Below are 26,658 nucleotides of genomic sequence, written 5' to 3' on the forward strand. Positions count from 1 at the left end.
GGCCGTGAGCGACGCTGGTATCGCTGCAGCGCTTCTCCTGGCTGAGATCGTAAGGGGTCTGTACAACGACACGCTGCATTGGGGGAGCATTTTGCGGACACTCGCTGCGTAAGCACGTCAGCTCGTACGCCCTCGTTCTGTCCGGTAGCGACGAACCAGCGTATCAGTGGAGCTGTCCAACTGTTGCGCGGGCGAGGCGTTGCCAGTAATTACCGGAAGCAGTGCTTCGGCTTGTTTCTTGCCCAGCTCCACACCCCACTGGTCGAACGAGTCGATGCCCCAAATCACGCCCTCGGTGAACACCTGATGCTCGTAGAGTGCTATCAGTTGGCCCAACACCGACGGGGTGAGTCGGTTGGCCAGGATCGATGTTGTCGGACGATTTCCAGGCATTACCTTGTGTGGAACAACTTCGGCGGGTGTACCTTCTGCTGCGATTTCTTCCGCAGTTTTGCCGAATGCCAGCACTTGGGTCTGAGCGAAGAAATTGCTCATTAACAGATCGTGCATGCTGCCGATGCCATCGACAGTTGGCAAATCGTCGATAGGTTGGCTGAATCCGATGAAATCGGCCGGAACCAGCCGGGTGCCCTGATGCAGCAACTGGTAAAAAGCGTGTTGACCATTGGTTCCCGTTTCGCCCCAATAGATTTCACCGGTATTGGTAGTGACTGGCGTGCCGTCAGCGCGCGTCGACTTACCGTTGGATTCCATAGTTAGCTGTTGCAGATAGGCCGCGAAACGCGCCAAGTCGTTGGAATACGGCAGCACGGCTCGTGATTGTGCACCCAAGAAATCAGAGTACCACAGTCCGATCAGGCCGAGCAGCACAGGAGCGTTGGACTCCAATGGCGCGTTCTGGAAATGTTGGTCAACGATGTGGAAGCCGGACAGGAAATCAGCGAAAGACTCTCGCCCGACGACCGCCATCAGCGACAGCCCGATCGCCGAATCGACCGAATAACGGCCACCAACCCATTCCCAGAAGCCGAACATATTAGCCGTGTTGATACCGAAGTCCTTAACCAGGCGTTTGTTGGTAGAGACAGCGACGAAATGCTTGGAAACGGCGGCTTCGCCAAGTGCGTCGGTCAGCCAGCGCCGCGCAGCGGTGGCGTTGGTCAATGTTTCCAGCGTAGAGAACGTCTTCGATGCTACGATGAAAAGCGTTGTGCCAGGCTCTAAATCTGACAATTTAGCAGTCAGATCGGCGGGATCGATGTTGGACACGAAACGCGCCGAGATCCCCGCGTCGGCATAGTGGCGCAGTGCCTGGTAAACCATAACTGGACCCAGGTCTGAACCACCAATGCCGATGTTGACGACAGTGTTGATACGTTTCCCGGTGGCTCCGGTCCATTCGCCGCTGCGTAGCCGGTCGGTGAAGTCACCCATGACGTCCAGTACCGCGTGTACGTCCTGGACCACGTTTTGGCCGTCGACGATCAGTTCGGTGTCTCGGGGTAGCCGCAGCGCGGTGTGTAGCACCGACCGATTCTCCGAGGTGTTGACGTGTACGCCGGCGAGCATCTGGTCGCGGCGTTGTTCAAGGTTGGCAGCTCGGGCCAGATCTACCAGCAGCTGCACCGTATCGTGGGTGATGCGATGTTTGCTGTAGTCGATGTAAAGATCTCCGACTGTGATCACGAGCTCGCGGCCGCGATTGGGATTATCGGCGAAGAACTGGCGTAAATGGGTTGCCCCGATCTCATCGTGATGCCTGCGCAGAGCGTCCCACGCCGGGGTGGCAGTGATGTCGGGGATTGCTTGCATGGAGGTCATGGTTTTGACCCTAGTTCGCTTTGACGCTACGGTGCAGTTAGACCAAGTTTAGCGCGTTTAACCGGCGCCCATTACACGCTTTACACGCTGCAAATCTGACTGCATGGCCTGTAATTGTCGACCCCAGTATGCCCAGGTGTGGGTGCCGTTGTCCGATACGTTGAACAGCCAAGTCTCTGCTCTAAAGCTGGCTTGTTTCCGGCATATACACTCAACACCTATGTCATTAGCGACCAGCTGCATGACATTGACTGCTGGATTGTTGTGGATCAATACGAGATATTGCCCACGATGTGACCGCTGGACGCTGCAATATGCTTTACCCGAGCTGCTGGTGCACCTATACGGGTCTTGCTGGCATTAGTGGCCAAGCCGGCCTCTGCCTAATCGTAACAACAGTATTGCCAGATCCTTACCATCAGGACCGAGCTCACTATAGCGTTCGATGACCTTCATCTCGCGGCTATGTACCAGGCGAGTGCCGCCAGACGCCATTCTTACCTTCCCGATCGCCTGGGATACTTCGGCACGCCGCTTTACCGTAGCGAGAATCTGAGCGTCTAACCGGTCGATCTCTTCGCGCAACTCCTCGATGTCGGTCAGGAGCGGCGCTTCGACCACCTCAGTGTTCATCTCTGTTAACTCCGCGTTCTCGTGATGTGGGGGTTCTGGTCTCATTCGGTATCAGACCTCACAAAGAGAGTTGAACCCCGAAGCCGGAAGCGAACCCCGGGGCTCTGCGAAAGCAGCTACACCACGGGCACCGTTAGCCCGTACCCGTAGAAAAATCGGCGGTACACCTCGTGGGTTGAGAGCTGCATGGGGCGCTGCTTGTTGAACACAAAAATAAGTGTGCCACTCACGGCCGGGCTGGTGCAAAATCGCGACTCAAATTTTTGGTGTGAATGTGAAGAAGTTTAGCATGACGTCGGTAGCGTTCGGCGACTGATCGCAAGGCATACGGGTCTTCAGTAGCTTGGATTTCGATGCTCAACGAGCATGCTGCGATACGACAGCCTCCGGAATGCAGTTGATGGACAGCCCTGGACACACACCGCCAGATGACCTTAAATCTCAAACTGTGTTCTCACTTGGGCCGCCAAAATGGTCTGAGGTGGGCTTTTGACAGGATTTGTGTCGACGCTTCGAGTGGCAGCTGCCTGAGATGACTAGCCAATGAGTTTAGGTGCGGCTCCATAAATTCAACTTGGATAACAACATCGGGATTGTGCGGAAGCACATGACTGGAGTACAGCAACAGCATATGGCTCAGGCAAACCGTTCGACTGACCAGGGCAACAACGCCATGGCCGGGTGCCTAGCGGATTGCCCCGGTGCCTTCTCTGAGCGCTCGGCCAGCTTCACGCTCGGTTAGCACGAGCCCCGGCGGGTCAGATCATGCTCGCTGTGTAGCCTGGCCAGCCGCCATAGGCGTACGGCGGTAGATTTGAAAGTACATGAGTGTGCACACGACAGATGCCAAGCCCGACTCTGAAGTAGATCGGCTGCTTGACGGCCTTAACCCGCAGCAGCGCCAGGCGGTGGTACATGAGGGTTCGCCGCTGCTGATTGTGGCCGGCGCGGGCTCGGGCAAAACTACAGTATTGGCTCGACGGATCGCTTACCTGATTGCAGCCCGAAGTGTCGGGGTCAGTCAGATTCTGGCCATCACCTTCACCAACAAAGCCGCTGCGGAGATGCGCGAGCGCGTGGCCCGACTGGTTGGAGACCACACTGGGCCGTCTATGTGGGTGTCGACGTTTCATTCGACCTGCGTGCGCATTCTACGTAACCAGGCTTCGCTGATCGGCGGGCTCAACTCCAACTTTTCGATCTATGACGTCGATGATTCGCGTAGCCTGCTGCAGATGATCGGACAAGACATGGGACTCGACATCAAGCGGTATTCGCCACGGCTGATGGCCAACGCCATCTCCAACTTGAAGAACGAATTGATCGACGCCGAAAGTGCGGTAGCCAACCTGTCTTCAGACACTGATGACCTGGCTCGCACCGTTGCCACAGTCTACGGCGAATACCAGCGGCGACTGCGGACAGCTAACGCGCTGGACTTCGATGACCTGATCGGAGAAACTGTTGGGATCCTACAAGCTTTCCCGCAGATCGCCGAACACTACCGGCGGCGGTTCCGGCACGTCCTAGTCGACGAATACCAAGACACTAACCACGCACAGTACGTGCTGGTGCGGGAATTGGTCGGACACGGGGCCAGGAATTCACCTGACGACATGCCTCCGGGGGAGTTGTGCGTTGTAGGCGATGCCGACCAGTCGATCTATGCGTTCCGCGGATCCACCATTAGCAATATCGAGGACTTCGAGCGTGACTACCCGGACACCACAACGATTCTGCTGGAACAGAATTACCGCTCAACGCAAAACATTCTGTCGGCGGCTAACTCCGTGATCGCTCGTAACTTCGGACGCCGCGACAAGCGCTTGTGGACAGACGCTGGCAAAGGCGAGTTGATCGTTGGATACGTCTCCGACAACGAGCACGACGAGGCCAAGTTCATCGCCGATGAAATCGATGCTCTGGTCGGGGGTGGCGAGATTACCTACGATGATGTGGCTGTCTTGTATCGAGCTAACAACTTATCGCGATCATTGGAGGAAGTGTTTATCCCCACCGGGATTCCGTACAAAGTTGTTGGGGGTTTTTGTTTTTATGAAAGCAAGGAGATTCGCGACCTTATCGCTTACCTGCGAGTACTAGATAACCCCGGCGATGCCGTCAGTATGCGGCGCATCCTCAACACACCGCGTCGAGGCATCGGCGATCGTGCCGAGGCTTGTGTGTCGGTGTACGCAGAAAATACCGGAACTAGCTTCGCCGATGCACTACAGGCTGTGGCGGAAGGCAAAGTGCCCATGCTAAATACCCGCTCGGTGAAAGCGATCGCGGGGTTTGTTGCACTGCTTGACGACCTGCGGTGTCGTGTCGATGACGACCTGGGTGAACTGGTCGAATCTGTGTTGGAACGCAGCGGATACCTCAGGGAGTTGGAGTCCTCCACGGACCCGCAGGAGTTAGCCCGTCTGGACAACCTCAATGAACTAGTAAGCTTCGCACACGAATTTAGCACTGAACAGGCTAACGCTGCCGCGCTTGCGAAGTCCTTGCATACTCCCGAGGATGAAGACGTGCCGGATACCGGTGCGTTGGCGGCGTTTCTGGAAAAGGTGTCACTGATGTCCGACACCGACCAGATCCCCGAGAACAATTCCGGTGTCGTCACACTAATGACGTTGCATGCCGCGAAAGGATTGGAATTTCCCGTGGTGTTCGTCACTGGATGGGAGGACGGCATGTTGCCGCACATGCGAACTCTGGGTGATCCGACCGAGCTTTCGGAGGAGCGTCGGCTGGCCTATGTCGGCATAACCCGGGCACGTCAACGTCTCTACTTGAGCAGGGCCATCACTCGGTCTTCTTGGGGACAGCCCATTCTCAACCCTGAGTCACGGTTCCTGCGGGAAATTCCTCCGGAACTCATCGACTGGCGGCGTAGTATTCTCACCGATTCATACAGTACGCCAGCGAGTGGCGCAAGCCGGTTCGGTAGGGTGCGTCCGTCGTCGATCCGGTCCGGGGCGAGCAAGCGTGCGCTGCTGGTGCTGGCGCCCGGTGATCGAGTGACGCACGACAAGTACGGCCTGGGTCGGGTTGAGGAAGTTTCCGGGGTCGGTGAATCAGCGATATCACTGATCGACTTCGGCAGTTCGGGGCGAATAAAGCTGATGCACAACCACGCCCCTGTCACCAAGCTTTGAGCCGGCACGGGTCATAACCCCATAAGTCAACGTTTGGTTAGCGCGAGTGTAACGCCCTCATTACGCTGCCGGGCGGCAGCAGCGGAAGGGCGTGCACAATCCACACCACCCGAGCGCCTGGGATGAATATTACTCCCCCGGAGGGCAGCAAGGCGACTATCGCTGGGGATAGAGCCCAATAGAGCAGCATGATTATGCCGGCCGCGGTGGATATGACAAACACCAGGGAAAACCCTGCCGTACTGTACTGTAAAACAGCCGATGATCGCTGGCTGACGATGCTGGCCGCACCGTCGGCGGTCGCCGTACAGCCGCTTGGCTGTCCGGTCGGTGCTTCTCCGGACCTTCGAGCAAGTTCGCTCGAGTGGTGGACACCCAAGGTAAGTGGGGGGACATGTTAGTGGCCTGAGAATCCGCATCTGAATTCGAACTTGCGGGAATTGATCCTGCCGAGGCGTGTCGGATGATCCTGGTCCGTGAATCCGTTGATCGACACTGTAGGGCCGGGTAGTTGTGGGGAGGAAGGTGGATCGTCCTATGCGGTTACAAGGTTAACCGGTGTAATTGCCGACGTAGATTCCCCGCTTGGCTAGCCACGGCACGGGGTCAATTCGTTCACTGCCGCTGAGCAGCACTTCGAAATGCAAGTGCGGGCCGGTGGAGTTGCCTCGGGTACCCATGGTAGCTATCTGGTCACCCGCCACCACGTACTGACCGACGTTGACCAGCGTGGTGTTGACGTGACCATAGAGTGTGACTGTGCCGTCGGCGTGGCGCAGCTTGACCCACATGCCGTAGCCGGCTGTCGGTCCAACGTCGATGACTACACCGTCGGACACCGCAAGGATCGGGGTTCCGATCGCGTTGGCCAGGTCGATACCGGCGTGCAGCACACCCCAGCGGTATCCAAAATTTGAAGTGAATATACCTTTCGTTGGCATCACATAGAGCGGCTGCGACAGCCGCGCCTCACGTTGAGCACGCTCGTGAGCGAAAGCTGTGCCTTTGGCGTGCTCCTCGTTGTGCACCGCAGTACTAGCCGCGGGATGGACTGTGATGACCTGAACACCCTGGGTTGCGTCGCTGACCGTTGCGCCGCTCAGCGCCGATGCGTTGGCGGTCAGCACTGTCTCGGTCTTGGGGATATCGTCATGACTAATGACGGTATGTGCTGCTGTGGCCATTGCTCCGGCGGCCATTGCCGAGATCAGCAAACGGCCTCTGGTCGCGCTGGTTGGTTGCTTTCGATGCTGGCAGGGTCGGCGCGGCGCGCTGGTGAAGTTCGGGGCAACGTTGGCAGACGCTGCTAGCGGTTCCGAAGCCAAGCTGTCGATGTCCTGTAAATCGTCGATCTCTGAAGCCAGCAACACTTGCGTTTCGTTGCAGAAGTTGTAGTCGTCGTCGCTGAACTGGAGTTCGTCAATTTCGGCGAAATCTAGGTCATAAAGGTCATCGAAGTCGTCAAAGCCGTCGACGGGAATGATTTCGGTGACGTCGTTGCGTTGATGATTCAACCAGCGGTTGCGGAATGAGCGCACAGCTTCGGCAGCCATGCAGAAGCGAACGAGATCGTGCTGGGGCAACCTGAATGTCCTCGGATCGTGACCATAACGTTATCTGGACCCTGAGACGGTATCCGCTAACGGATACCGCTGGCAAATCGGGAACAAATTTCACCCAAAATTGTGATTTGTATCACTGTACCGAACAGCTAAACAAATTAGTGACCGATATCACATCGGTGGTATGCGGTGACAGCCACCGTTTGGGTATGTGACTACAGTTTCATCGTGCGAGTTGCCAAATTGGAACCGCCTACACTATTGGCCAATGCGAAGACAGCGAGCCCATGGATCTTTTCGAGTATCAAGCTAAGGAATTGTTCGCCAAGCACGGCGTCCCTGGCATACAAGGACGGGTGACCGACAGCGCGGAAGGCGCTAAGACCATCGCCATGGAGATTGGTCGTCCCGTAATGGTGAAAGCTCAGGTAAAAACAGGCGGGCGAGGCAAAGCGGGTGGCGTCAAATATGCTGCCACCCCAGAAGAAGCCTACCAACAGGCCAAGAACATTCTTGGCCTGGACATAAAAGGCCATATTGTCAAGAAATTGCTGGTGGTCGAAGCTAGCGACATCGCCGAGGAATACTATCTCTCCTTCCTGCTCGACCGTGCCAACCGAACATACCTTGCGATGTGCTCGGTGGAAGGCGGCATGGAAATCGAAGAGGTGGCCGCCACCAAGCCTGAGCGACTGGCCAAGGTCTCGGTGGACGCGGTAAAGGGTGTAGATTTAGCCTGCGCACGCTCTATTGCGCAGCAGGGCCATCTGCCGGCTGAGGTGCTCGACGCCGCCGCGGCCACCATCGCCAAGTTGTGGGAACTCTTTGTAGCCGAGGACGCCACCCTGGTGGAGGTCAACCCGTTGGTGCGCACTCCCTCCCGCGGGTACGGAAGCTCGGGCAAGATTTTGGCGCTGGACGGCAAGGTCACTCTTGATGCCAACGCCCGCTTCCGCCAGCCCGGCCATGCCGAGTTCGAAGATCGCGCGGCCACTGATCCGCTGGAGTGGAAGGCCAAGCAGCACAACCTCAACTACATCAAGCTCGACGGTGAGGTGGGGATCATCGGTAACGGCGCGGGTCTGACCATGTCGACCTTCGACGTCGTCGCCTATGCAGGGGAACAGCACGGGGGGGTTAAGCCGGCCAACTTCCTCGATATCGGTGGCGGCGCTTCCGCTGAGGTGATGGCTGCCAGTCTGGACGTAGTTCTGGGCGACGTTCAGGTCAAGAGCGTGTTCGTCAACATATTCGGTGGGATTACCACATGTGACACCGTCGCTACCGGAATTGTCAAGGCATTGGAAATCTTGGGTGATGAGGCCAACAAGCCTTTAGTGGTGCGCCTGGACGGCAATAACGTCGGTGAAGGCCGACGCATCCTGGCCGAGGCCAACCATCCGCTAGTGATGCTGGTCCCGACGATGGACGAGGCCGCTAACAAGGCCGCCGAGTTGGCCCGCACTTGAAAGGACTTGACTGAAAGATATGGCGATTTTCCTCACTAAAGACAACACAGTCATCGTCCAGGGTATCACTGGCAGCGAGGCTGCCGTTCACACCGCCCGCATGCTCAAGGCGGGAACCCAAATCGTGGGCGGCGTCAATGCCCGCAAGGCAGGCACCAATGTAACGCATGAGGACAAACACGGCCGGATCATCACACTGCCAGTGTTTGGCACCGTGGCCGAAGCCATCGAAAACACCGGCGCCGACGTCTCGATCATATTTGTGCCGCCGCGGTTTGCCAAAGAAGCCATTATCGAGGCCGTCGAAGCAGAAATTCCGCTGCTGGTCATCATCACTGAGGGAATTCCGGTGCAAGACAGTGTATATGCATGGGCCTACAATCTCAACAAAGGTACTAAGACTCGCATAATCGGCCCGAACTGCCCCGGTATCATTACTCCCGGCCAGTCGTTGGTTGGCATTACTCCAGCTACCATCACCGGAGCAGGTCCGATTGGTTTGGTGTCTAAGTCGGGCACCTTGACCTACCAGATGATGTTCGAGCTCAGCGATTTCGGCTTCTCGACCGCAATCGGTATCGGTGGTGACCCGGTGATTGGTACCACGCACATCGACGCCATCGAAGCCTTCGAACAGGATCCCGACACCAAAATCATCGTCATGATCGGCGAGATCGGGGGGGATGCCGAAGAGCGTGCGGCAGACTACATCAAAGCTAACGTGTCCAAGCCCGTTGTAGGATACGTCGCGGGATTCACTGCGCCGGAAGGTAAGACGATGGGCCATGCTGGTGCCATCGTGTCCGGCTCGTCGGGCACTGCGGCTGTCAAGAAGGACGCCTTAGAGGCAGCGGGAGTCAAAGTCGGTAAGACTCCGTCGGAGACGGCTGTGTTGGTCCGCGAGATTCTGTGCACCCTGTAATGGGCTGGCGCAGACCTCTTCCGCCGCTACACTGCAGCGGTCAGTTTTTCGAATAGTCCCTTGATGTAACCGGGGACCTCATCCTCGGAGCGATCCGGTAGGCCGAACATTACCTCGGTCACCCCGAGCTCGGCCTACCGCGCTATCATCTTGGGCATCGGCTTGATGTCCAAGGGGCTACAATCTAGTAGAGAGCCGAGCGCAGCAAGCGGCCGCCCAGGTGTCTTCCAGTGGCTGCACCGGCTCGTCGATGTCGTAGTCACGCGGAGTCATGATCCAGCTGTCAGTGTCGCAGGAGATCCACGTGAAATTCTTCTCGGTGTTCGCTCCGCCCACTAACACAGGAATTTAGAGGCTGCACCGGCTTGATACAGACCCAGCTAGACCCGAACCTGACGAACTCGCCGTCATATAACGGCTTCATTCTTGTGTCCATAATGCCTGCATTGCTTCGAGGCATTCGTACACCATGGTGCGGCGCCGCCCGGATGGCACATCGTGATCGGTGAGCTCGTTGGTCTTCCAACCGAACCCGACGCCGAAGTTCACTCACTCGCCGGACAAATTATCCAGGTTGACAATACTTTTCGCAAGTGTGATTGGGTCATGTTAGACGGGCAGCGCCACCACCATGAACAGTCGTAGCCTGCCGATATAACCGCGCATGTCGCGCCCAAACTTACCCATGAGTCATAGGTACGCATCGCATATAGCTGTCGTCACTGGACAGTGATACTCATCCGTAACCAGGTAGTGGGGTCTGAGTGGCAATGGCATATGGGTGTGTTCGGGCACATAGAACTTGCGGAAGCCGTGGCTCTCCGCAAGCTTGACTGCTGCCGCGGGGGTGATGCCGCGGTCGTTGGTTAAAAGCGCAATCCCGTAGCCCATACCAAGAATTTAGAGCGTGTTCCACCTGCGACGGCCAAGCGGTCGTGCCGACGATTTCGGCGTCCATCGGTGGTAGGCGAGCTGACACGCAGGTCGTGCCGGCGCGGTCGCCCTAACGTGCGCTAGCGTTGATGATCGAATGCGCCGCAACGTAAGCGCTGCCAATTTGGGCGTTTATCCAACGGTGCGCATGGGAGCACAGCGTTGCACTGCAGCAGTGGCGCCGTGACGGCACTGGAAATAACAGGAGGAGTCATGACCTACTTGCCCGGTAGTCCCGGATATCCACTCGTGCAGCCCGCCGGATCCTACCCCGGCGCGACACCTTCTTTTGTCAAAAGCGATGTCGGTGAGAGCCAGCTTTACCACTATTTGACGATCGCGGTGGTGGTACTCGGTTTGGCAGTGTATCTCGGAAATTTTGGCCCGACGTTTACATCGAGCTCCGACATTGGTCCAGGCTCCGGTGGATTTGCCGGTGATGCCGGCACTGCGGTCGTCGTTGCGCTGCTGGCCGCCCTGCTTGCCGGGTTGGATCTGCTACCCAAGGCGAAGAGCAGCGCCGGGGTAGTCGGGGCGATCGCGGTTCTGGGTGCGTTGTTGGCAATCTCGGAGATGATCAATATGCCCGCCGGCTTCTCGATCGGTTGGGCTATGTGGTTCATTCTGGTTTGCAGCGTGCTCCAAGCGATTGCCGCCGTCGCCGCGCTTCTACTGGAAGCTGGCATTATCACTGCGCCGGCACCGCGGCTGAGTTACGATCCTTACCTGCAGTACGGACAGTACGGGGCTCAATCGTATTACGGGCAGCCGAATAGACAGCTTCAGGTCGGACTGAACGCGCACAGCCCGCAGCAGTCACCCGCCGGGTACGGGGCGCAGTACGGCGCTTATACTTCAAGCCCGACTCAGATCCAGGCAGGGATGCCGGCTACTGGCGGATTCAGTGCGCAGCACTCGGCGCAACAAGGACCATCCACCCCACCCACCGGCTTCCCAAGCTTTAGCCCGCCACCATCGGTCGGCGCGGCCGCCGGGTCGCAGGCTGGTTCGGCTCCGGTTAGTTACTCCAATCCCACCGACAGTAAGCAGGGCTTCGGCCAGGGTCGTGAGTCGACGTCGTCATCATCGGGGTCAGCGCCGGTTTAAACGGACGCTTTCGTGCCTAGCTGGGCAAATGCGCCAGGAACCACACGGGTGGGGGACAATCGGGCCGCGGGTGTTCGCCAGGCGCGTGACCTGGTAAAGGTCGCATTCGGTCCGGCGGTGGTGGCACTGGCCATAATCGCTGCGATCACCCTGCTCCAGCTGCTGATCGCCAACAGCGATATGACCGGCGCGTTGGGAGCCATCGCCAGTATGTGGCTCGGCGTACATCAGGTGCCGATCGCGATCGGCGGCCGCGAACTGAGCATAATGCCGCTGTTACCGGTCTTGTTGATGGTGTGGGCTACCGCACATAGCACTTCGCAGGCCACTTCTGCGTACTCGTCGTGGCTCGTTATCCGCTGGGTCGTCGCGTCCGCTTTGGGTGGCCCCTTGCTGATAGCAGCGATCTCGCTCGCGGTTATTCACGACGCATCGTCGGTGCTGACCGAACTACAGACGCCCAAGGCCTTACGTGCGTTCACTGGTGTGCTGGTGGTGCATGCCATCGGTGCGGCGATCGGGGTGAATTCCCGGGTGGGTCGACGGGTGCTGACGGCATCGCGGTTGCCGGATTGGGTGGGTGATTCGGTGCACGCCGCGACAGCCGGAGTGCTGGCGTTGCTTGGGCTTTCCGGCCTGGTAACGGCGGGGTCGCTGGTTGTGCACTGGGCGACAATGCAAGAATTTTACGGCATCACCGATTCGATATTTGGCCAATTCAGCTTGACAGTACTGTCGGTGCTGTATGCGCCCAACGTGATCGTGGGCACTTCGGCTGTCGCGGTCGGTTCCAGTGCCCATCTTGGTTTTGCGACGTTTAGTTCGTTCACTGTTTTTGGCGGCGATATCCCGGCATTGCCAGTATTAGCTGCGGCTCCCACACCGCCGCTCGCGCCAGTTTGGGTTGCCCTGCTGATCGTTGGCGCGGCATCTGGAGTTGCGGTCGGGCAACAATGCACTAGACATCCGCTGCCTCTTCTTGCCGCGCTGGCTAAGCTGCTGGTTGCGGCGGCGACCGGGGCACTGATGATGGCATTGCTTGGGTATGCCGGGAGCGGCCGGCTGGGCAATTTCGGCGATATCGACGTGGATCAGGGTGCCCTGGTGGTCGGGGTTTTTTTCTGGTTCGCGGTCGTCGGTTGGGTCACGGTGGTGGTGGCCTGCGGGATCAAGCGTTTTCCCAGACACCTCAAACCACCACCGGCCCTGTCTTCCGAAGAGCACGCCGACGCATCGTCGAAAGACCACGAAGCGTACTTCGGCGTTGATCTCAACGTTCCTTTCGATCTCTCCGGAGAGGACGAAATACCCAAGGCTGAGCCCGGCGAGGCAGCGGATTAGCGCATCGTCGCCAAGACTACGCTCGCAGTGTGCAGGAACCGCTCTGTGTGTCCCCCAGTGCACCATCGCGGGTGGTGGTGTTGGCCTCGGGCACTGGTTCGTTACTGGGTTCACTGATCGACGCCTCTGTTGGCAATTACCCGGCCCGGGTGGTGGCCGTCGGTGTCGACCGTGACTGCGGGGCGACAAAGATCGCCAAGGCAGCATCAGTGCCGACCTTTACCGTCCGACTCGCTGACCCCCCCGGACGGGATGCCTGGGACGCCAAGATCACCGAAGCCGTCGCATCGTACAAGCCCGATCTGGTCGTCTTGGCAGGATTTATGAGAATCCTTGGGCCGCAGTTTCTTGCACGATTCTTTGGTCGCATCGTCAATACCCATCCGGCGCTACTCCCGGCATTTCCGGGTACGCATGGCGTAGCTGACGCGTTGGCCTACGGTGTGAAGGTCACAGGCGCTACGGTGCACCTAGTGGATGCCGGCACTGACACTGGGCCGATATTAGCGCAGCAATCCGTTCCGGTGCTCGACGGTGACGACACCGCGGCTTTGCATGAACGCATCAAGGTCATCGAACGACGGCTGTTGGTTGACGTGGTGGCCGTGATCGCGACAGGTGGCGTGACCTTGGTCGGCAGAAAAGCGACGATCGGACGAAAGGCAACCATAGAATGAGCAGTGACGGCGAGCGAGACATGGCAAGAAAACCGATTCGCCGCGCGTTGATCAGTGTATACGACAAGACCGGTCTGATTGACCTTGCCCAGGGTCTGAATGCGGCGGGTGTCGATATCGTCTCGACCGGATCGACCGCGAAAGCCATTGCCGATCAAGGGATTGCGGTGACACCTGTGGAGGAACTGACCGGGTTCCCCGAGGTACTTGACGGCCGAGTCAAGACATTGCACCCTCGGGTTCATGCCGGACTGTTGGCCGACTTGCGTAAACCTGAACACGCCGCGGCGCTTGAACAACTCGGAATTGAGGCATTCGAACTAGTTGTCGTCAACTTGTATCCGTTCAGCCAGACGGTCAAGTCCGGTGCGACTGTCGACGAATGTGTCGAACAGATCGATATTGGCGGATCTTCGATGGTGCGAGCGGCCGCAAAGAACCATCCCAGTGTGGCGGTGGTCACCGACCCGCTTGGGTACGTTGGCGTGCTTGCCGCGGTGCAGGGCGGTGGGTTCACCCTTGCCGAGCGTAAAATGCTGGCTTCGATGGCATTTCAGCACATAGCGGAATACGAAATCGCCGTCGCTAGTTGGATGCAGTCGACGCTGGCGCCCGAACAGCCACCAACGGCGTTTCCGCAGTGGTTTGGCCGGAGCTGGCGTCGCTCAGCAATTCTGCGCTACGGGGAGAACCCGCACCAGCAGGCGGCCTTGTACAGCGACCCCAGTGCCTGTCCTGGCTTGGCCCAGGCCGAGCAGCTGCATGGGAAAAACATGTCCTACAACAACTTCACTGACGCAGACGCAGCCTGGCGTGCTGCCTTCGACCACGAGCAGTCGTGCGTGGCAATCATCAAACATGCCAACCCGTGCGGGATTGCAATATCGTCGCTTTCGGTCGCCGACGCACATCGCAAGGCTCACGAATGCGACCCGTTGAGTGCCTACGGCGGAGTTATTGCCGCCAATACTGAGGTCAGCCTTGAGATGGCAGAGTACGTGAGCACCATCTTCACCGAGGTTATCGTTGCACCCTCCTACGCACCAGGCGCCGTCGACGTGCTGTCCTGCAAAAAAAACGTCCGAGTCTTGGTGGCCTCCGCACCGCTACGCGGTGGTAGCGAGCTACGGCCGGTCAGCGGGGGACTGTTGATCCAGCAACCCGATCAGCTTGACACGGCCGGTGACAACCCAGCGAACTGGACCTTGGCAACCGGATCACCGGCCGGCCCGGCGACGTTGACGGACTTGGTTTTTGCGTGGCGTGCCTGCCGCGCGGTGAAGTCGAACGCGATTGTGATCGCCGCCGACGGCGCCACCATAGGTGTTGGCATGGGTCAGGTTAACCGAGTCGACGCCGCTCGACTTGCCGTTGAGCGTGGCGGCGACCGGGTCCGTGGCGCAGTGGTAGCTTCCGATGCGTTCTTTCCCTTTGCTGACGGACTTCAGACGCTGGCCGCGGCCGGAGTCACGGCGATAGTGCACCCCGGGGGCTCCGTGCGTGACGCGGAGGTTACCGCAGCCGCGACCAAAGCCGGGGTCACTTTGTATCTCACCGGAGTTCGCCACTTCGTGCACTAGACTTCATGCGTTAAATTTGAGTCAAGCCCGGGGCTGGCGCAGCACCCGTATCGGGGTGGGGGGTACGCAATAGCGCTTGACTCGGCCATGTGCTGTGACATATGCACGAAACACTCACACGGTTATATATTTCCGGATGCCACTAAAATCTGCTGCTTATGTACCACTTGATGGAACGGGCGCCGGTCGTGAGCGACAACATGTGCCGCTGGCTGTAGCTGTCGGACACGTGACGACTTCCCAATGTGACGGTGATACCGGAGCCGATCAACATAAAACTGCCTATAGGACATCGGTGCAGTACGCGGTAGTGCTCAATACTAAACTCCTGGTTCAGGGTTCTTCGATGCAGTCACGATCTTGTTCCGGCTGCCCGGCCACACATCGGGCGTAACACAAGCGGACTTCATACATAGTAACCTAAAAGCACTGCTAGTGCTGTAATGTGTTGGCAACCGCTACGCTTTCCAATCCTGCGGTAGTTCGTCGTTCGGCACAAACCCGATGTAAAGCAGCAGGACATTATGAAAAATGACCGGATGCTAGTCAGCACTTTTTGCGGCGACTAGGGACAGTTTAGCTGAATCTCGGCGATGCCGAACAACTGTAATCAGGTGCTGGCAATGCGGAATTTCTGGGGTCCATTGTGTTATTTGCCACCACGCGGTAGATCCACTACCCTGACCACAGGCCCTCTACTGGTACATCCATTCCTCCGTTTACATCGCTTCCTGTGTCCAAATCCTGGTCGTAGCCACCCCAGGTTCTGGGGTCCGTTCCATGGCACCGAGCGTTTGTAAACATCTGATTATAGTGGAACATGCTTCTGATCGGAGTGATTGCCACTCTGGTCATGATGCATTCGCAGGAATAGATCATGCAAAAGCCGGAGCAGGGCGGTCCCGGTATCGGCCATGACGTTGGGCACGGCGGTATGCGGGTTGCCTAATGATGGTGCCCGACTGCTCGATCCATTTCCGATCTGGTCAGCGAGGTTGTTGCAGCGATGACGAAAATCGAGCATGGTCCAATCGGAATGCTGGTCGCAATTTATGCGCACTATCAACTTAGTTGGCCTAACAACCACGTTCGTCGTGTTAATGCACTGACCATACTTTGGGGCTTTAGCGCGAACGAGTGCGCCGGGATCGGAGGTGTTGGCTACCGCACGTGCGCCGCATGCTTATTAGTGTACCGTCTCTACATACTTCCGACTTTGGTATCGCTGTTTCAGCGAGTCTAGTCTTTGCTGGCAACATCGGTGCCGAAAACTGGTACGAATACATACACTGTGATCGGTGACGCGGTCAACGAGGCTGCACGGCTAGCCGACTTTGCCAAGGCGGCGGACCGGAGAATTCCGTGTTTGTCGCCGGTCGTCGACCGCTCCGAGCTTGCTGGGCATGAACACTGGGTCGGACTATTCCACCGTATTGCGCGGTCGCGCATAAACTACGCACGTCTGGGCGGCGACAAGCACCAACAGGCCCGGTGCGGAGGGTACACTGTATAGCATATATGTTACTGACGGTGCTCCAATAGCGCTAGCCAACTACCGCGCGGCGGGACTCGGCGGGGTCGACGACGATCCAGGCACGTAGTGCACCCCGCTCATCGGGGCGGTCGGGGTGGCCGCTGGGGTGTTGTCCGGCAAGGTGGGCGCTAATGGGCAGCTCGGTGTGGCTCTGTGGTGGGCACGGTTGATCGCAGTCCGGCTGGGGTTTCTTGTTGCCGCAGTGGCTTGGATATGGTGTCAGTGGGTAGCCAGCCGTAGCTGAAGGCCGAAATTCCTTCGGTGCCGAAATAACAACACACAACACTGTCGTCCTTTCTGTCAGGAAGCCTTATTTGAGGAGGTCCTCGTGCAAAAACTATCTAAATGCACTGTCAATTGCGTTTAGGATTTCTATGGGTGACCGTGTTTTAGTTATCTACGGTGGCCACCGCCTCTATTAACATAGCGCTTTTCTTGATTTAAAGTCGTGGACAGAATTCTGTTACTGTGTTGGAGACTGCAGAACGCTTGGGAAAAATCTCGTATCATCCATTTTAGTAGCTTTACTCATGAACTGGTCATGTGCTATGCGAACTTCGCCTGTAGCCGAGTTATGATGATAGGGGTTTCGTATCGCCTGCCAACGTTATGCGAAAGCTTGCTGGACCGCACCGGACACAGCGGTAATGACCGAGAAAAATACTAACAAATAAAGAATCTTCTAGCCCGCTAGATTATCGGCCAACACTTAGTCGGCATGAAGCAGGCCATGAAGCAGGAATTGCAGGGCGCCACGGATTAATACCGTAAGCGCTTCAACGAGATGTTTGACAATCTCAACAACCTGCTGGACAAACATGCCCGCGGTGAAAACACCCAGAAAAAATTTTCAAGAGTTAATGAACAAGCACGCGAGTTCTTTCCGGAGCACACGCGCAATGGTCTAGAGTTGTTTTACTCGCGGTAAAGCGGGTCGCAGTCGTGTAGCGATTCCGCAATAACCTGAGCGAAGAGTAACGTGACGAATTAGATACTTTGGTGCAGAACGCACTTGGATCACCACGGCTAATACAGGAGCTCAACCGACTGGACGCGCATCTGCGGGACGCCTGTCCTGGCGAAGACTGGACCCGGGTAGCAGGAGTTGTCTGGTAACAATCCGTTCGGCATGGGTGAAGGCACCCAGGTGCTAGCCGATATAGCCGAGTTGGATACAGCTGTTGCTGAGCTATCCGGGCGCCGTCATGGACAAAGTGGATCGAGACGTGCTGCACGTCAGCTCGGCGACCGAGGATGCGATCGATACTCAAGTAATTGGAATGCGCACTGGTCAATCCGGGGTTCCTGGATCGCGGCTTCGACGGCCAGTGGAGGCTTTCCCCCCCCAAGACTATACACTAGCTAGGTGAGACGATGTTAAATGATATTATGCCACAACTCTCCGTTCGTCGCGGCTAACGTGACCACCGGCACACCAGGGCTGCCTGCTAGATCACCAGCATGACTAGCCCGTGACAGTTTGGTGACATCGATTCGTGGCACATCCCCACACGTTGACCAATGCGGTGCTGCGAGCGGCGAGAACAGCTACCGCCGGGTAAACGATTCGGATAGCAGTCGCCGACGTGGAAGTGTCCGAGACCTACTACGCGTGCGCCGGATACAGTTGCTTTTGGGTGGATACTTCGTTTTCCATGTTTATGGAGAATAGCTGGCTGAAGATGAAGCGAACGGAGCTTGCTCTCAACCACCTGGTGTGCACACAGTTACGATTGGATGTCTTACAAATAATCGCATTTGGGCATTAGCCAAGTACGGTGACAGCTACCGAACTGGCCGGGTTAAAAGGTTTCTATGCGCAAAGCATAAACCAAACCCTTGCATCACGCTCTCGCGCTGGCGATCTGCCACGTGGCTTGCACCCCCACGCGGGGGGGGGGGGGGGGGGGGGGCAGCCGGGCTGTTCGGCGTAGGTTTGCCCACAGCAAATCGCATACATAAGTTACATTTCACAGTGAAGGCGCACCAGGCGGCGGTCGCGCTTCATGGTTCATGTGCGGCATCGTAGTGCCGCACATGAATGCATCTGGCGATACACGTCTGATCGACCCATTCGTGCGGCCGACGTGAGCCGGCGAACTAATCTGCAGGCTAGCCATTACCTAGCCCAGCTGCAGTTCGGACGTCGAACACCGACGCAGCACCGCGGTCCTAATCGGCGATTACTACTTTCAGTCAACGGCGCCAAAACTGACATCACCGCTAGGGTACGGGCCTACTACGTCGTCACTACAGTGCGCACTAGAAGATCCTGCCGGCGAGTGGGTTTGCTACTTGTATGTAGAGAAGGGAACGCCCTGCATTGAGGTCAGCAGCAAGATGGACTTACGGTACTCAGATACCGCCAAGCTGTGCTACGTCAACACGTGGGTGCCGCGCGGATAATCTGACTAGGTGCCGAGAACACCGGCGTTGAGCAGATCGCACAGGAATTCGTCTTCGAATTTATCCCCCTTGTGCCAAGTAAGCATACTCGAGTTAGCGGCCATCCCTGGACATTAGACCGTACAGTGGTGCAGCTACCGGGAGACGTTAGACCTACCGTTGGTGTCCCGAACAAACGGTGAAGAACACTCTCGCCGAGATAGCCGGCCGCATCGACATGGCAAATGGATATTTCACATAATCTCGTGGAGAGTTAGCTGGCGGATGAGACGACCCTGATCCTGCAGGTGTGTTGCGCGCAGAATACGGATTGTAGAGGCAGGGTACAGGGTTGCCAACCAAGCCTTGCAGTTGTTAAGCTAATCTATGTTGTGCCCGAATTTGAATTTGGGCGCCAGAAGGAAGCATCCTCGGTGGGTAGGTGTTCCGTGGCCTGACCTGCCTTTAGACGTCAGGAGTCACCACAATCGCTCTGGTGTTCGGCAACTCAACCTCCTCCGGTGCCTTACGTGCCGGAGATGTTCGATCACGTGGCGATGTTCAAAGGACTTTCTTTGGCCCTGAACGCCGTTGGTGAAGACGATAATCGACGAGGAGCTCGATAATCAGTCTCTTGGTGTAGTCGAAATGCATACCCAACTATCGGATTTGGCCGACTAATTAACTGTAGACGAACTCTATACCATAGGCATAGGTCGCCACGGTCTAGCAGGCCAACCAGGGGCTTTCCCCTCGGCTGGTGACCAAACGGCTGTTCGATACAGAAAAATCGATCGCAATCATGCCCACAGATCTGTGTATCCCACCCTACCCTCGTCAGGGTGATAGCCTATCATCGTTGATGGCTCCGACTTCGACGAATTCAAAACGCTGTACGGTTCGTCGCCGATGACCAGCTGGGTCAAGTTGCACAGATACACACTGGACATCCTGGCCAACGCGCGGTGCGTGTTGTTCAGCGAGGAGTCTGAGAAAAGCCATCCAGTTCATTGCGCTGGCTAACCGCTTCGACAAGCTATTGTTGTTCCTGAACAACAATAGCGGACACATGGTGAGCAAAGACGATGAAGAGAGCGGCATGATCAAGCACGGCTCGATGATGATCAACGCCGTGTCCAACTCTATTGTTCCGCATATCTCGTTGCTGATCGGTACGGCGTACTGAGCCGAACACTACGGCGTGTATGGACGCGCCATATAACTCTCGGTTATTTTTCTCACCTGAACCGACGCCAACTCGGCGATGAAGGGTGGCGCCCAACTGTCCAGCTTGCTGTGGATCCTCGCCCGTACGGCCGCATAAGTCCTCGGTCAAGACGTGGATAATGCTGCTAGCTTTGCTATGAGGGTTGCAGTTTAAGGTCAAATCGAAGCCGAGTCGATGCCGTTGGTGTTGTCTAGGATGCTCTGCGATCACAGGGTGATCGACCCCCACGCGGCAGCCGAACAGTACTAGGAATGTGTTTGTCCGCTATAGACAATGACACGAACAAAAGGACATAGAATTTCGGCGCTTTCCGTATGTTATGCGTATGGGAATCACTCGAGTGCTGGTTGCGAACAGGGGCAAGAGCGCCCGGAGGATGCCCGTTATCTGCAGTCGACTGGGTTTGGGCCCCGTAGCCGTATACACGGTCCAGGATTTCTGGATCACCGCAAGTGGCAAAGACAGATTCCTGGGTCGAGTTGCCGTACACCAAAGGTTGCTTGAATGCCTCGCACGATGGACACCTTGCCGCTGCCCATGCTTCCAGTGCACCCTGGCGATGGATGCCTTTCGGAGAATCTCGACTTCGTGACCGCCTAGTCCGGTTCCGACTAGCGGCGCGTCGCGGTGGCGCTCAAGACCGAGTCCAAGAAACTCACGGCAACGGAAGGATTATCGGTGCTCGACGCATTATAATTCGCATCTTGGTCACCGAGGATTAGTTGCCAATGTTGGTTAAGACCTTAGTCAGGGGGCGGTGGACGGGGTATGCGAGGGGCTAGCGAATTATTAGCCATGCCAGCAGAAGTCTCCGCAGCCCGGCACGAAGCGCAGTCCGCCTTCGGCGATGCGCCTGTGTTCTGCGTATGCTAATTGTCCAACGGACATCATGTTGAAGTGCAAGTTTTCGCCGACACCAACAGCACCATGTGAGCAGTCGGAGATCAGGCATGCTCTATTCAGCGCTGCCACCAAAAGATCATCGAAGAAGCGCTGTCGACGCTGCTCGGGCGCACAGCATGTATGCGAACCAAACTTTTCGACGCACCCCAGATTGGACAAGAGTAATCGGTCCCATCGGCACCGGAACGGTGAAGCTCCTAGCCTATGACGATGGTAATTCTATCTCTGGTAGATGAACGCCCGCCTGCTGGTCGAGCAGGCGGTTACCGAAGAAAACACCGAGCTCAATCTCGCTGAACTGCAGCTTACAGTGGCCTATGGGAACGAGACATTGACGTCGATCCTGTACTAAAGTAATCGATCTCGATCGCAACCTGGCTTTACACCGAGGATTCTGTGCACTGCTGACAGCAACAAGCCATCCTGGTGCACATGATCTACCGACCGACGGTTAGTGCCGAAATTTTGTTCGCTGGAACAGCGAAGAGGGATCCGACTGGATTCCGGGATTGTGGACGAATCCGCGATGTCGATACTATGACCCGATACTTGTCAAGGACATCTCTACCACGCTCTGACGCGTCGTTAATCGGCAGTGACGCTCGCTGAAGCGATGAGCAGCGCTCGGCTGCACGGTATGCACGCCAAACCGTGAATTGCTGGTTAAAAGTTGCGTCAAAGCAGAGCTTTTCTCGACAATTCCATCAGATACCACATTTTTCGATACCCACAACGTGGCGAAGCTGTCGGCTCCGCTAGCCAACGATAAAGCGATAGGATCATCGGTTCCGATCTCACTTACGGTGCTGCTGGCAGCACGGTTCGGCCACCGTGGACGGGGTTTTGCTGGCCAACGGGCATAGGGTGGCCTACCGCCTCGCGGTTGTTCGTTACGACCCCAACAATCAGAACATGTACGCCGATTCGGCGCGCGGTTTCGTTAACATGCTCGCACTGCCACGGTTGCCCAAATTTCGTTAGTCCATTTAACAGAAATCTCTGGTTGCAGCCATGCCAGGCAACGTCATCCCGCTTGGCACCACGGTTCCGGTACATCCACTGTGCGAAGGTGTGGACCGGTAGGCCGACGGCATACTGACCCAGCTCAACGTCAATACCGATCAACAAGCAGCACTTGGCGTCGTCCTGACCACGGGTGGAAGCTCCTGACCATTAAGTGATCAAGAGGGCGATCCGTAGTGACCGATACCAGCTTTATCGAAAGTTAAGAACGCCAAGAGCTTCGCAAAGGTGGTGGGCTACCCTGGTAGCCAACTACGGTCACGAGTATTTCTTGGAAAAGGCGAGTTCTCACCAGAACACCAACGAATTATACTCCGAAAAAAGCAATCTCGTATTTCTCGATGATGTGCCTCTGCTCGCCGAAGCACTCGTAGTAACCTAGGGTGCCGCAATCGCACAGCTTTTCGCGGGCTTGAACCCCGAACGCATTATGGGCGCGTCCAGCGCCATGGTAATGTCATGCTCCACGCTCGATAAGGCCAGCGACTACGTTAAGATCGGCAAAGTCCGGTCCACCCCGATAGATACCCATCAGGTTCTGTCACATACGTTGACGCAGAATAACATTGATATCTAATTCGCGAAGACGATACAGAAGACTTCAACACTCTACGACAACGGCGGCGACTTTGGCGCGGCCTAGGCCGTCAACATGGCCAAATACGCAGAATCCGGACATGCGGGCAGCCAAGCCATGCAATCAATGGGCGACAACGAGCTGACCTAGGAGTCAGGCGGTGGAGCAGCGATAACCTCAACCAGGCTCGCACGGATCGTGCCGATTAGTCGCGAGATGGTACTGAGTTGCACAAACATCGCTGGTGCTGTCCCAGCTTACTGATGGATGCACTATAGACTACGCCGGCCCTGCCGCCTAAGGCGGGTCCTTTAGCCCGGCTGACACTGAACTCTCCCAACAACCGCAAAGCACTCTCGAGCTCCCTGGTTAACCAACTGCAGCAGGGCCTGCGAGACGCGACAGCAGATCCGATGTTTCGGTGGGTGGTCTCGGACCGGTGGTATGTTTTGCGCCGGTACAGGACTTGAGTGAGGCAGGTGGCGGCGGCACTAAACTCTATATGGTCGTCACGCGTGCCCAGGCAATGACGACGCTGTTAAGCGCCATCGCTACCGGTGATCGACACCATGCTGTTATAGGCGTATCCGCGACGGCGAAAATCTCACTGACTTTTCTACCGCAGATATCGGCCCACCACACCGGCCGATATTACGCTAACCAGCTAACGGTGCGGAGGTCACCGAAGCCGCAAAGATCGGATTGATCCCGCGATGGCAGCTGACTACGTTGATGCCACGGTGGCGTTATTGGTAACCCCGATAGGTCGCAATTCACCACAGGGTCTTGCAGCGTCGAAGATACTGACCACCGCCGTAGTTATTGAAGAATTCAACCAGGACGCCGAACGACTCACCATAGACTCGGGCCCGGATTTTGTCTCCGGTGAAACTCGCTAAGGCCTGCTTATGTGACTGCAAAACGGCAGTCAAGGTGGACCACACCGCTCGCCGACGATGCGAGCCACTGAAGCGGCCCGAGGTGAGAGCGGGCCATCAGGACCAAACTATACGGTCGCTGCAAAAGCTGCAGTTTAGGCACTGCTATTGCAGCCAAATCTTTAGGTCGTACGCTCATAGGTGATGAGCAATTCAGCGCAACGTGATGCGAAGGGCGCACGTGACGAACCTTTGCGTGCAGCAGACACCGACCGCATCCAGATTGCGCAGTTGCTAGCCTATGCCGCTGAGCAAGGCCGCTTGGAGCTGAAAGACTATGAAGATCGACTTGCTAAGGCGTATGCGGCAACAACGTACCAGGAGTTGGAGCAGCTGCGAGACGATCTGCCGGGTTCGCAAGTAAGCGCTCGTCGAGGCGGCAATCCCAATCCGGCTCCATCAACGCTGCTTCTGGCCCTGATGAGCGGATTTGAGCGACGAGGTCGATGGAATGTGCCGAGGAAGTTGACTACATTCTCTCTTTGGGGTAGTGGGGTGCTGGATTTGCGCTACGCGGACTTTACTTCGACAGAGGTTGAACTTCATGCATACTCGGTGATGGGCGTGCAGACTATTTTGCTGCCGCCCGAAGTCAACGTGGAGATCAGTGGCCACGGTGTGATGGGTAGCTTCGACCGTCAAGTACGAGGCCAAGGCACGCCAGGCGCGCCAACGGTGAAAATTCGCGGCTTCTCGCTGTGGGGCGGCGTGGGAATCAAGCGCAAAGCCCGTAGGCCTCGCAGGTAGCAGACGACCGGTCGGGTCACATATTCGGCAGTGACGTGATGGGCTGGCCCCCTGATGGCTCGTGCCATACTCCGGTGAGAAATGCCGAGGGTGTGAATTTGATCCGGGCAAGGGGCGGTTATGGCCGAGGAGCTGTGGGCGATTCCTGACGTACTCTGCTATGCGGGTAATGAGCTGGCCAAGCATGGCGATTTGTTGCCGGTGTCACAGCGAGCCTGCCGCCGCGAAGCGGAGAACGCCCAGTTAGGATGGGTCGGCTCCTCGACGGTCGCGTTGTCGGTGTTGCTTGGCCAGTTGAGCATCACACTCAAGGTGCTGCCCTGGCCCAAGTGAGTGACAACACCTATGGTGAAATTTGACCAAAGCCATGACGTTGAACCTGGTTTGATATTGAGCGCTGGGATTCTGCTGCGATCACGACGGTCTTGGGGAAGCTGTCATCAAGCGTGCGCACGGCACTCACACCGCATCGTAAGCGCTGTGCGAAATTATGCGATTGCTCGATTTTGGCGCTAACATCGCAGCAGTGGTACAACGAAGGGCTCGCAGTGCGAGTGGTGCTTTCCGCCACCCACGCAGAAGCCTAGGAAGTCGTAGCGCGAGTCGCGGAGAAGTCGGCTGACGAAATTTCCGTAATCCGTTGGTGTTGCAGACGATTCGTCGGACAGCTCGGGATCAGCAGTTCACGATTGTCGATACCACCTGGTGCGGTATTGCCGCCTTCCACCTTGTGGTCATTATCCGCTGTGGACCAGAACTGCATCCTTGACACCGCAATCATACTGAGGAAAACTATCCTTTAGTTGTCTGCTAATGCAGAGAATGCAGCTGAGGATCTGACGGCGGCGATTCGTACCATCGACGGTGGATTGCCCCCGGGCAGGTCAATGTCGAAATCAGGCACGGGCAGACCAAATGCTGTATCTGTCACAGCCAGATAGTAGCCCCCATGCGGGCAACATGTGGTGACGTTTGCTGATTCCGGGTCAGCAGATATAGGACCACACAGTGGTTCAGAAACTCCATCCGCAATCTCGATGGCATCACTAACGAGGTCCGTGACGAGAGCAATAATGATTGTGCTGCAACATGAAATTACTCGTCTGCAGAATGGTTGGTACTACGGTAACAGAGTCTGGCATCAGGACATCGATAAGTTGGCGGATCTCAAGCAGCTACGAGATACATTGGCTGGAACACAGCGGAATCAGCTGATATTGTCTTTCACCACAAGAAATCTCAGCAAAGGGCTTGAGGCCTTTGGGCTCGTAGATCTCTACAACGAATACGTGTCGAAATCACTGTCGGTGTAACGAACTCTCGAATCAACTCGACTGTTGCACAGACGGTTAGCGACACCCAAGCTCAGCGTAACAAAGCAGTCGATTTGCGCAGACAATGTTAGCATCGCGGATTCAGGTGCTGTGGCTTGTAGTACCTGGTTGGTCTATGACAAGTCGGATAGTCTACTAGAGGTTACCCACGACCGGCTCTCCCGCGCGGGCGATGGACCATTCAATAGCTTCTATAAGGGCTTGGTGGCCACCACAACTATGCTGGATCAGCACATAACCGAGTTCGGGTATTCCTATAGGTCGCTAACCATTCAGGCTGGCAAACCCGTCAACGACCGTTGTCTTATATAGCTCACCGAGTACCGAGTTCAGCAACGCCGCTACGCTTGGGGTTGAATCTGGATATGCTGATTACATGATCGTGGACAAAGACGCGACCGCCAATCTGATTCCTTATGCCGGCATGTTAGGCAAGGGTCTGCAAGATGTTTCTGGATTCATCGAGCTGTACACTCAGTCAGGTTGCACTCTTGATGGAAAATCCGATAATGAGCAGTGGAATTGCGGCGCATACGACCACACCGAATATCTTTGCGTCAAGCCTAACTGACGGCTATGCATGAGCGACCACACCTTGGCCGCGGTGCTGGCCAGGACTGCCGAAAGACCAGATTCAAACCACTGCCGCCTGCGATCTCCTGCGACAAGCGCCGATCATCATCGGCCAGACCGTAGTAATGAGGGAATGATGAGCGACGACACTCTGAGCGCCAAGAAGTGCGGCGTTGTTAACTGGATGCGTTTAGCCGACAAGCTTCAACCCATACTCGATGCCGTGGCAAAACGAGACATGAGCAAAAA

General features: G+C 56.7%; 17 protein-coding genes and 5 pseudogenes. 17 read left to right on the forward strand and 5 right to left on the reverse strand.

Annotation, left to right across the window (positions count from 1 at the left end):
* Positions 1-117: 117 nt before the first annotated feature.
* Positions 118-1,782, reverse strand: a complete 1,665-nt coding sequence (gene pgi, locus ML_RS00750) for a glucose-6-phosphate isomerase (RefSeq protein WP_010907561.1) — start codon at positions 1,780-1,782, stop codon at positions 118-120.
* Positions 1,783-2,142: 360 nt separating this feature from the next.
* Positions 2,143-2,460, reverse strand: a complete 318-nt coding sequence (locus ML_RS00755; protein ID WP_010907562.1) for a chorismate mutase — start codon at positions 2,458-2,460, stop codon at positions 2,143-2,145.
* 779 nt (positions 2,461-3,239) lie between these two features.
* On the opposite strand from ML_RS00755, the gene ML_RS00765 reads away from it, so the two are divergent.
* On the forward strand, positions 3,240-5,576 hold the full coding sequence (locus ML_RS00765; protein WP_010907564.1) for a UvrD-helicase domain-containing protein: 2,337 nt from the start codon (positions 3,240-3,242) through the stop codon (positions 5,574-5,576).
* Positions 5,577-5,613: 37 nt separating this feature from the next.
* On the opposite strand, the gene ML_RS00770 is transcribed toward ML_RS00765, so the two are convergent.
* Both ML_RS00770 and ML_RS00775 read right to left on the reverse strand, forming a co-directional pair.
* A complete protein-coding gene (locus tag ML_RS00770; RefSeq protein ID WP_111480941.1) occupies positions 5,614-5,799 on the reverse strand; it encodes a hypothetical protein in 186 nt (61 codons plus the stop codon).
* A gap of 328 nt (positions 5,800-6,127) precedes the next feature.
* The gene (locus tag ML_RS00775) at positions 6,128-7,129 is read right to left on the reverse strand and encodes a M23 family metallopeptidase (RefSeq protein ID WP_010907565.1); all 1,002 of its coding nucleotides are present in this window, start codon (positions 7,127-7,129) and stop codon (positions 6,128-6,130) included.
* 296 nt (positions 7,130-7,425) lie between these two features.
* On the opposite strand from ML_RS00775, the gene sucC reads away from it, so the two are divergent.
* Together sucC and sucD are read left to right on the forward strand one after the other, a co-directional pair.
* Positions 7,426-8,607: an ADP-forming succinate--CoA ligase subunit beta gene (gene sucC, locus ML_RS00780; RefSeq protein ID WP_010907566.1), complete on the forward strand. Its 1,182-nt coding sequence runs from the start codon at positions 7,426-7,428 to the stop codon at positions 8,605-8,607.
* Positions 8,608-8,626: 19 nt separating this feature from the next.
* Positions 8,627-9,529 (forward strand): succinate--CoA ligase subunit alpha, encoded by a 903-nt coding sequence (gene sucD / locus ML_RS00785; RefSeq protein WP_010907567.1) that lies wholly within the window; start codon positions 8,627-8,629, stop codon positions 9,527-9,529.
* Positions 9,530-9,555: 26 nt separating this feature from the next.
* On the opposite strand, the pseudogene ML_RS00790 reads toward sucD, so the two are convergent.
* Positions 9,556-10,420, reverse strand: a pseudogene (locus ML_RS00790) (LLM class flavin-dependent oxidoreductase).
* Positions 10,421-10,675: 255 nt separating this feature from the next.
* Here ML_RS00790 and ML_RS00795 point away from each other — a divergent pair.
* The 14 genes and pseudogenes from ML_RS00795 to ML_RS00855 all read left to right on the forward strand — a co-directional run bounded on the left by ML_RS00795 (position 10,676) and on the right by ML_RS00855 (position 26,407).
* On the forward strand, positions 10,676-11,569 hold the full coding sequence (locus ML_RS00795; RefSeq protein WP_041322304.1) for a DUF5336 domain-containing protein: 894 nt from the start codon (positions 10,676-10,678) through the stop codon (positions 11,567-11,569).
* 48 nt (positions 11,570-11,617) lie between these two features.
* Positions 11,618-12,910 carry a cell division protein PerM gene (locus ML_RS00800; protein ID WP_010907569.1) on the forward strand — a complete coding sequence of 431 codons (1,293 nt, stop codon included), beginning with the start codon at positions 11,618-11,620 and terminating at the stop codon, positions 12,908-12,910.
* Positions 12,911-12,939: 29 nt separating this feature from the next.
* On the forward strand, positions 12,940-13,587 hold the full coding sequence (gene purN / locus ML_RS00805) for a phosphoribosylglycinamide formyltransferase (RefSeq protein WP_010907570.1): 648 nt from the start codon (positions 12,940-12,942) through the stop codon (positions 13,585-13,587).
* Positions 13,584-15,167, forward strand: coding sequence for a bifunctional phosphoribosylaminoimidazolecarboxamide formyltransferase/IMP cyclohydrolase (gene purH / locus ML_RS00810; RefSeq protein WP_010907571.1), 1,584 nt, complete (start codon positions 13,584-13,586; stop codon positions 15,165-15,167). Before purN ends, purH begins: the two co-directional genes overlap by 4 nt.
* Before the next feature lie 1,212 nt (positions 15,168-16,379).
* Positions 16,380-16,618: pseudogene (locus ML_RS14640) on the forward strand (adenylate/guanylate cyclase domain-containing protein); the annotation flags it as partial.
* A gap of 177 nt (positions 16,619-16,795) precedes the next feature.
* Positions 16,796-16,945, forward strand: coding sequence for a hypothetical protein (locus ML_RS00820; RefSeq protein WP_156511908.1), 150 nt, complete (start codon positions 16,796-16,798; stop codon positions 16,943-16,945).
* 2,613 nt (positions 16,946-19,558) lie between these two features.
* Positions 19,559-20,610: pseudogene (locus tag ML_RS00825) on the forward strand (carboxyl transferase domain-containing protein); the annotation flags it as partial.
* Positions 20,611-20,639: 29 nt separating this feature from the next.
* A pseudogene (locus ML_RS18325) lies at positions 20,640-22,394 on the forward strand (ATP-binding protein).
* Between the two features lie 162 nt (positions 22,395-22,556).
* Positions 22,557-23,081, forward strand: a pseudogene (locus ML_RS14650) (acyl-CoA dehydrogenase family protein); the annotation flags it as partial.
* Positions 23,082-23,530: 449 nt separating this feature from the next.
* Positions 23,531-23,716, forward strand: coding sequence for a Clp protease/crotonase-like domain-containing protein (locus ML_RS18330; protein WP_111480944.1), 186 nt, complete (start codon positions 23,531-23,533; stop codon positions 23,714-23,716).
* A 183-nt stretch (positions 23,717-23,899) separates the two neighbouring features.
* A complete protein-coding gene (locus tag ML_RS00840) occupies positions 23,900-24,502 on the forward strand; it encodes a DUF1707 SHOCT-like domain-containing protein (protein WP_010907573.1) in 603 nt (200 codons plus the stop codon).
* Between the two features lie 120 nt (positions 24,503-24,622).
* Positions 24,623-24,835, forward strand: a complete 213-nt coding sequence (locus ML_RS00845; RefSeq protein ID WP_041322312.1) for a hypothetical protein — start codon at positions 24,623-24,625, stop codon at positions 24,833-24,835.
* Between the two features lie 1,004 nt (positions 24,836-25,839).
* Positions 25,840-26,148, forward strand: coding sequence for an alpha/beta hydrolase (locus ML_RS18335; protein ID WP_162618217.1), 309 nt, complete (start codon positions 25,840-25,842; stop codon positions 26,146-26,148).
* A gap of 64 nt (positions 26,149-26,212) precedes the next feature.
* Positions 26,213-26,407, forward strand: a complete 195-nt coding sequence (locus ML_RS00855) for a hypothetical protein (protein ID WP_049769619.1) — start codon at positions 26,213-26,215, stop codon at positions 26,405-26,407.
* The last annotated feature ends 251 nt before the right edge of the window (positions 26,408-26,658 follow it).

This window comes from Mycobacterium leprae TN (assembly GCF_000195855.1).
Lineage (GTDB): Bacteria > Actinomycetota > Actinomycetes > Mycobacteriales > Mycobacteriaceae > Mycobacterium > Mycobacterium leprae.

Bases quoted from the DNA above. Each gene is read 5' to 3' on its own strand.
- ML_RS00845 (WP_041322312.1), top strand. From the start codon at position 24,623: ATGGCCGAGGAGCTGTGGGCGATTCCTGACGTACTCTGCTATGCGGGT.
- ML_RS00855 (WP_049769619.1), top strand. From the start codon at position 26,213: ATGATCGTGGACAAAGACGCGACCGCCAATCTGATTCCTTATGCCGGC.
- ML_RS00765 (WP_010907564.1), top strand. From the start codon at position 3,240: ATGAGTGTGCACACGACAGATGCCAAGCCCGACTCTGAAGTAGATCGG.
- ML_RS00840 (WP_010907573.1), top strand. From the start codon at position 23,900: ATGAGCAATTCAGCGCAACGTGATGCGAAGGGCGCACGTGACGAACCT.
- ML_RS00755 (WP_010907562.1), bottom strand. From the start codon at position 2,460: ATGAGACCAGAACCCCCACATCACGAGAACGCGGAGTTAACAGAGATG.
- sucC (WP_010907566.1), top strand. From the start codon at position 7,426: ATGGATCTTTTCGAGTATCAAGCTAAGGAATTGTTCGCCAAGCACGGC.
- pgi (WP_010907561.1), bottom strand. From the start codon at position 1,782: ATGACCTCCATGCAAGCAATCCCCGACATCACTGCCACCCCGGCGTGG.
- ML_RS18330 (WP_111480944.1), top strand. From the start codon at position 23,531: ATGGCAGCTGACTACGTTGATGCCACGGTGGCGTTATTGGTAACCCCG.
- ML_RS00795 (WP_041322304.1), top strand. From the start codon at position 10,676: ATGACCTACTTGCCCGGTAGTCCCGGATATCCACTCGTGCAGCCCGCC.
- purH (WP_010907571.1), top strand. From the start codon at position 13,584: ATGAGCAGTGACGGCGAGCGAGACATGGCAAGAAAACCGATTCGCCGC.
- sucD (WP_010907567.1), top strand. From the start codon at position 8,627: ATGGCGATTTTCCTCACTAAAGACAACACAGTCATCGTCCAGGGTATC.
- ML_RS00775 (WP_010907565.1), bottom strand. From the start codon at position 7,129: ATGGCTGCCGAAGCTGTGCGCTCATTCCGCAACCGCTGGTTGAATCAT.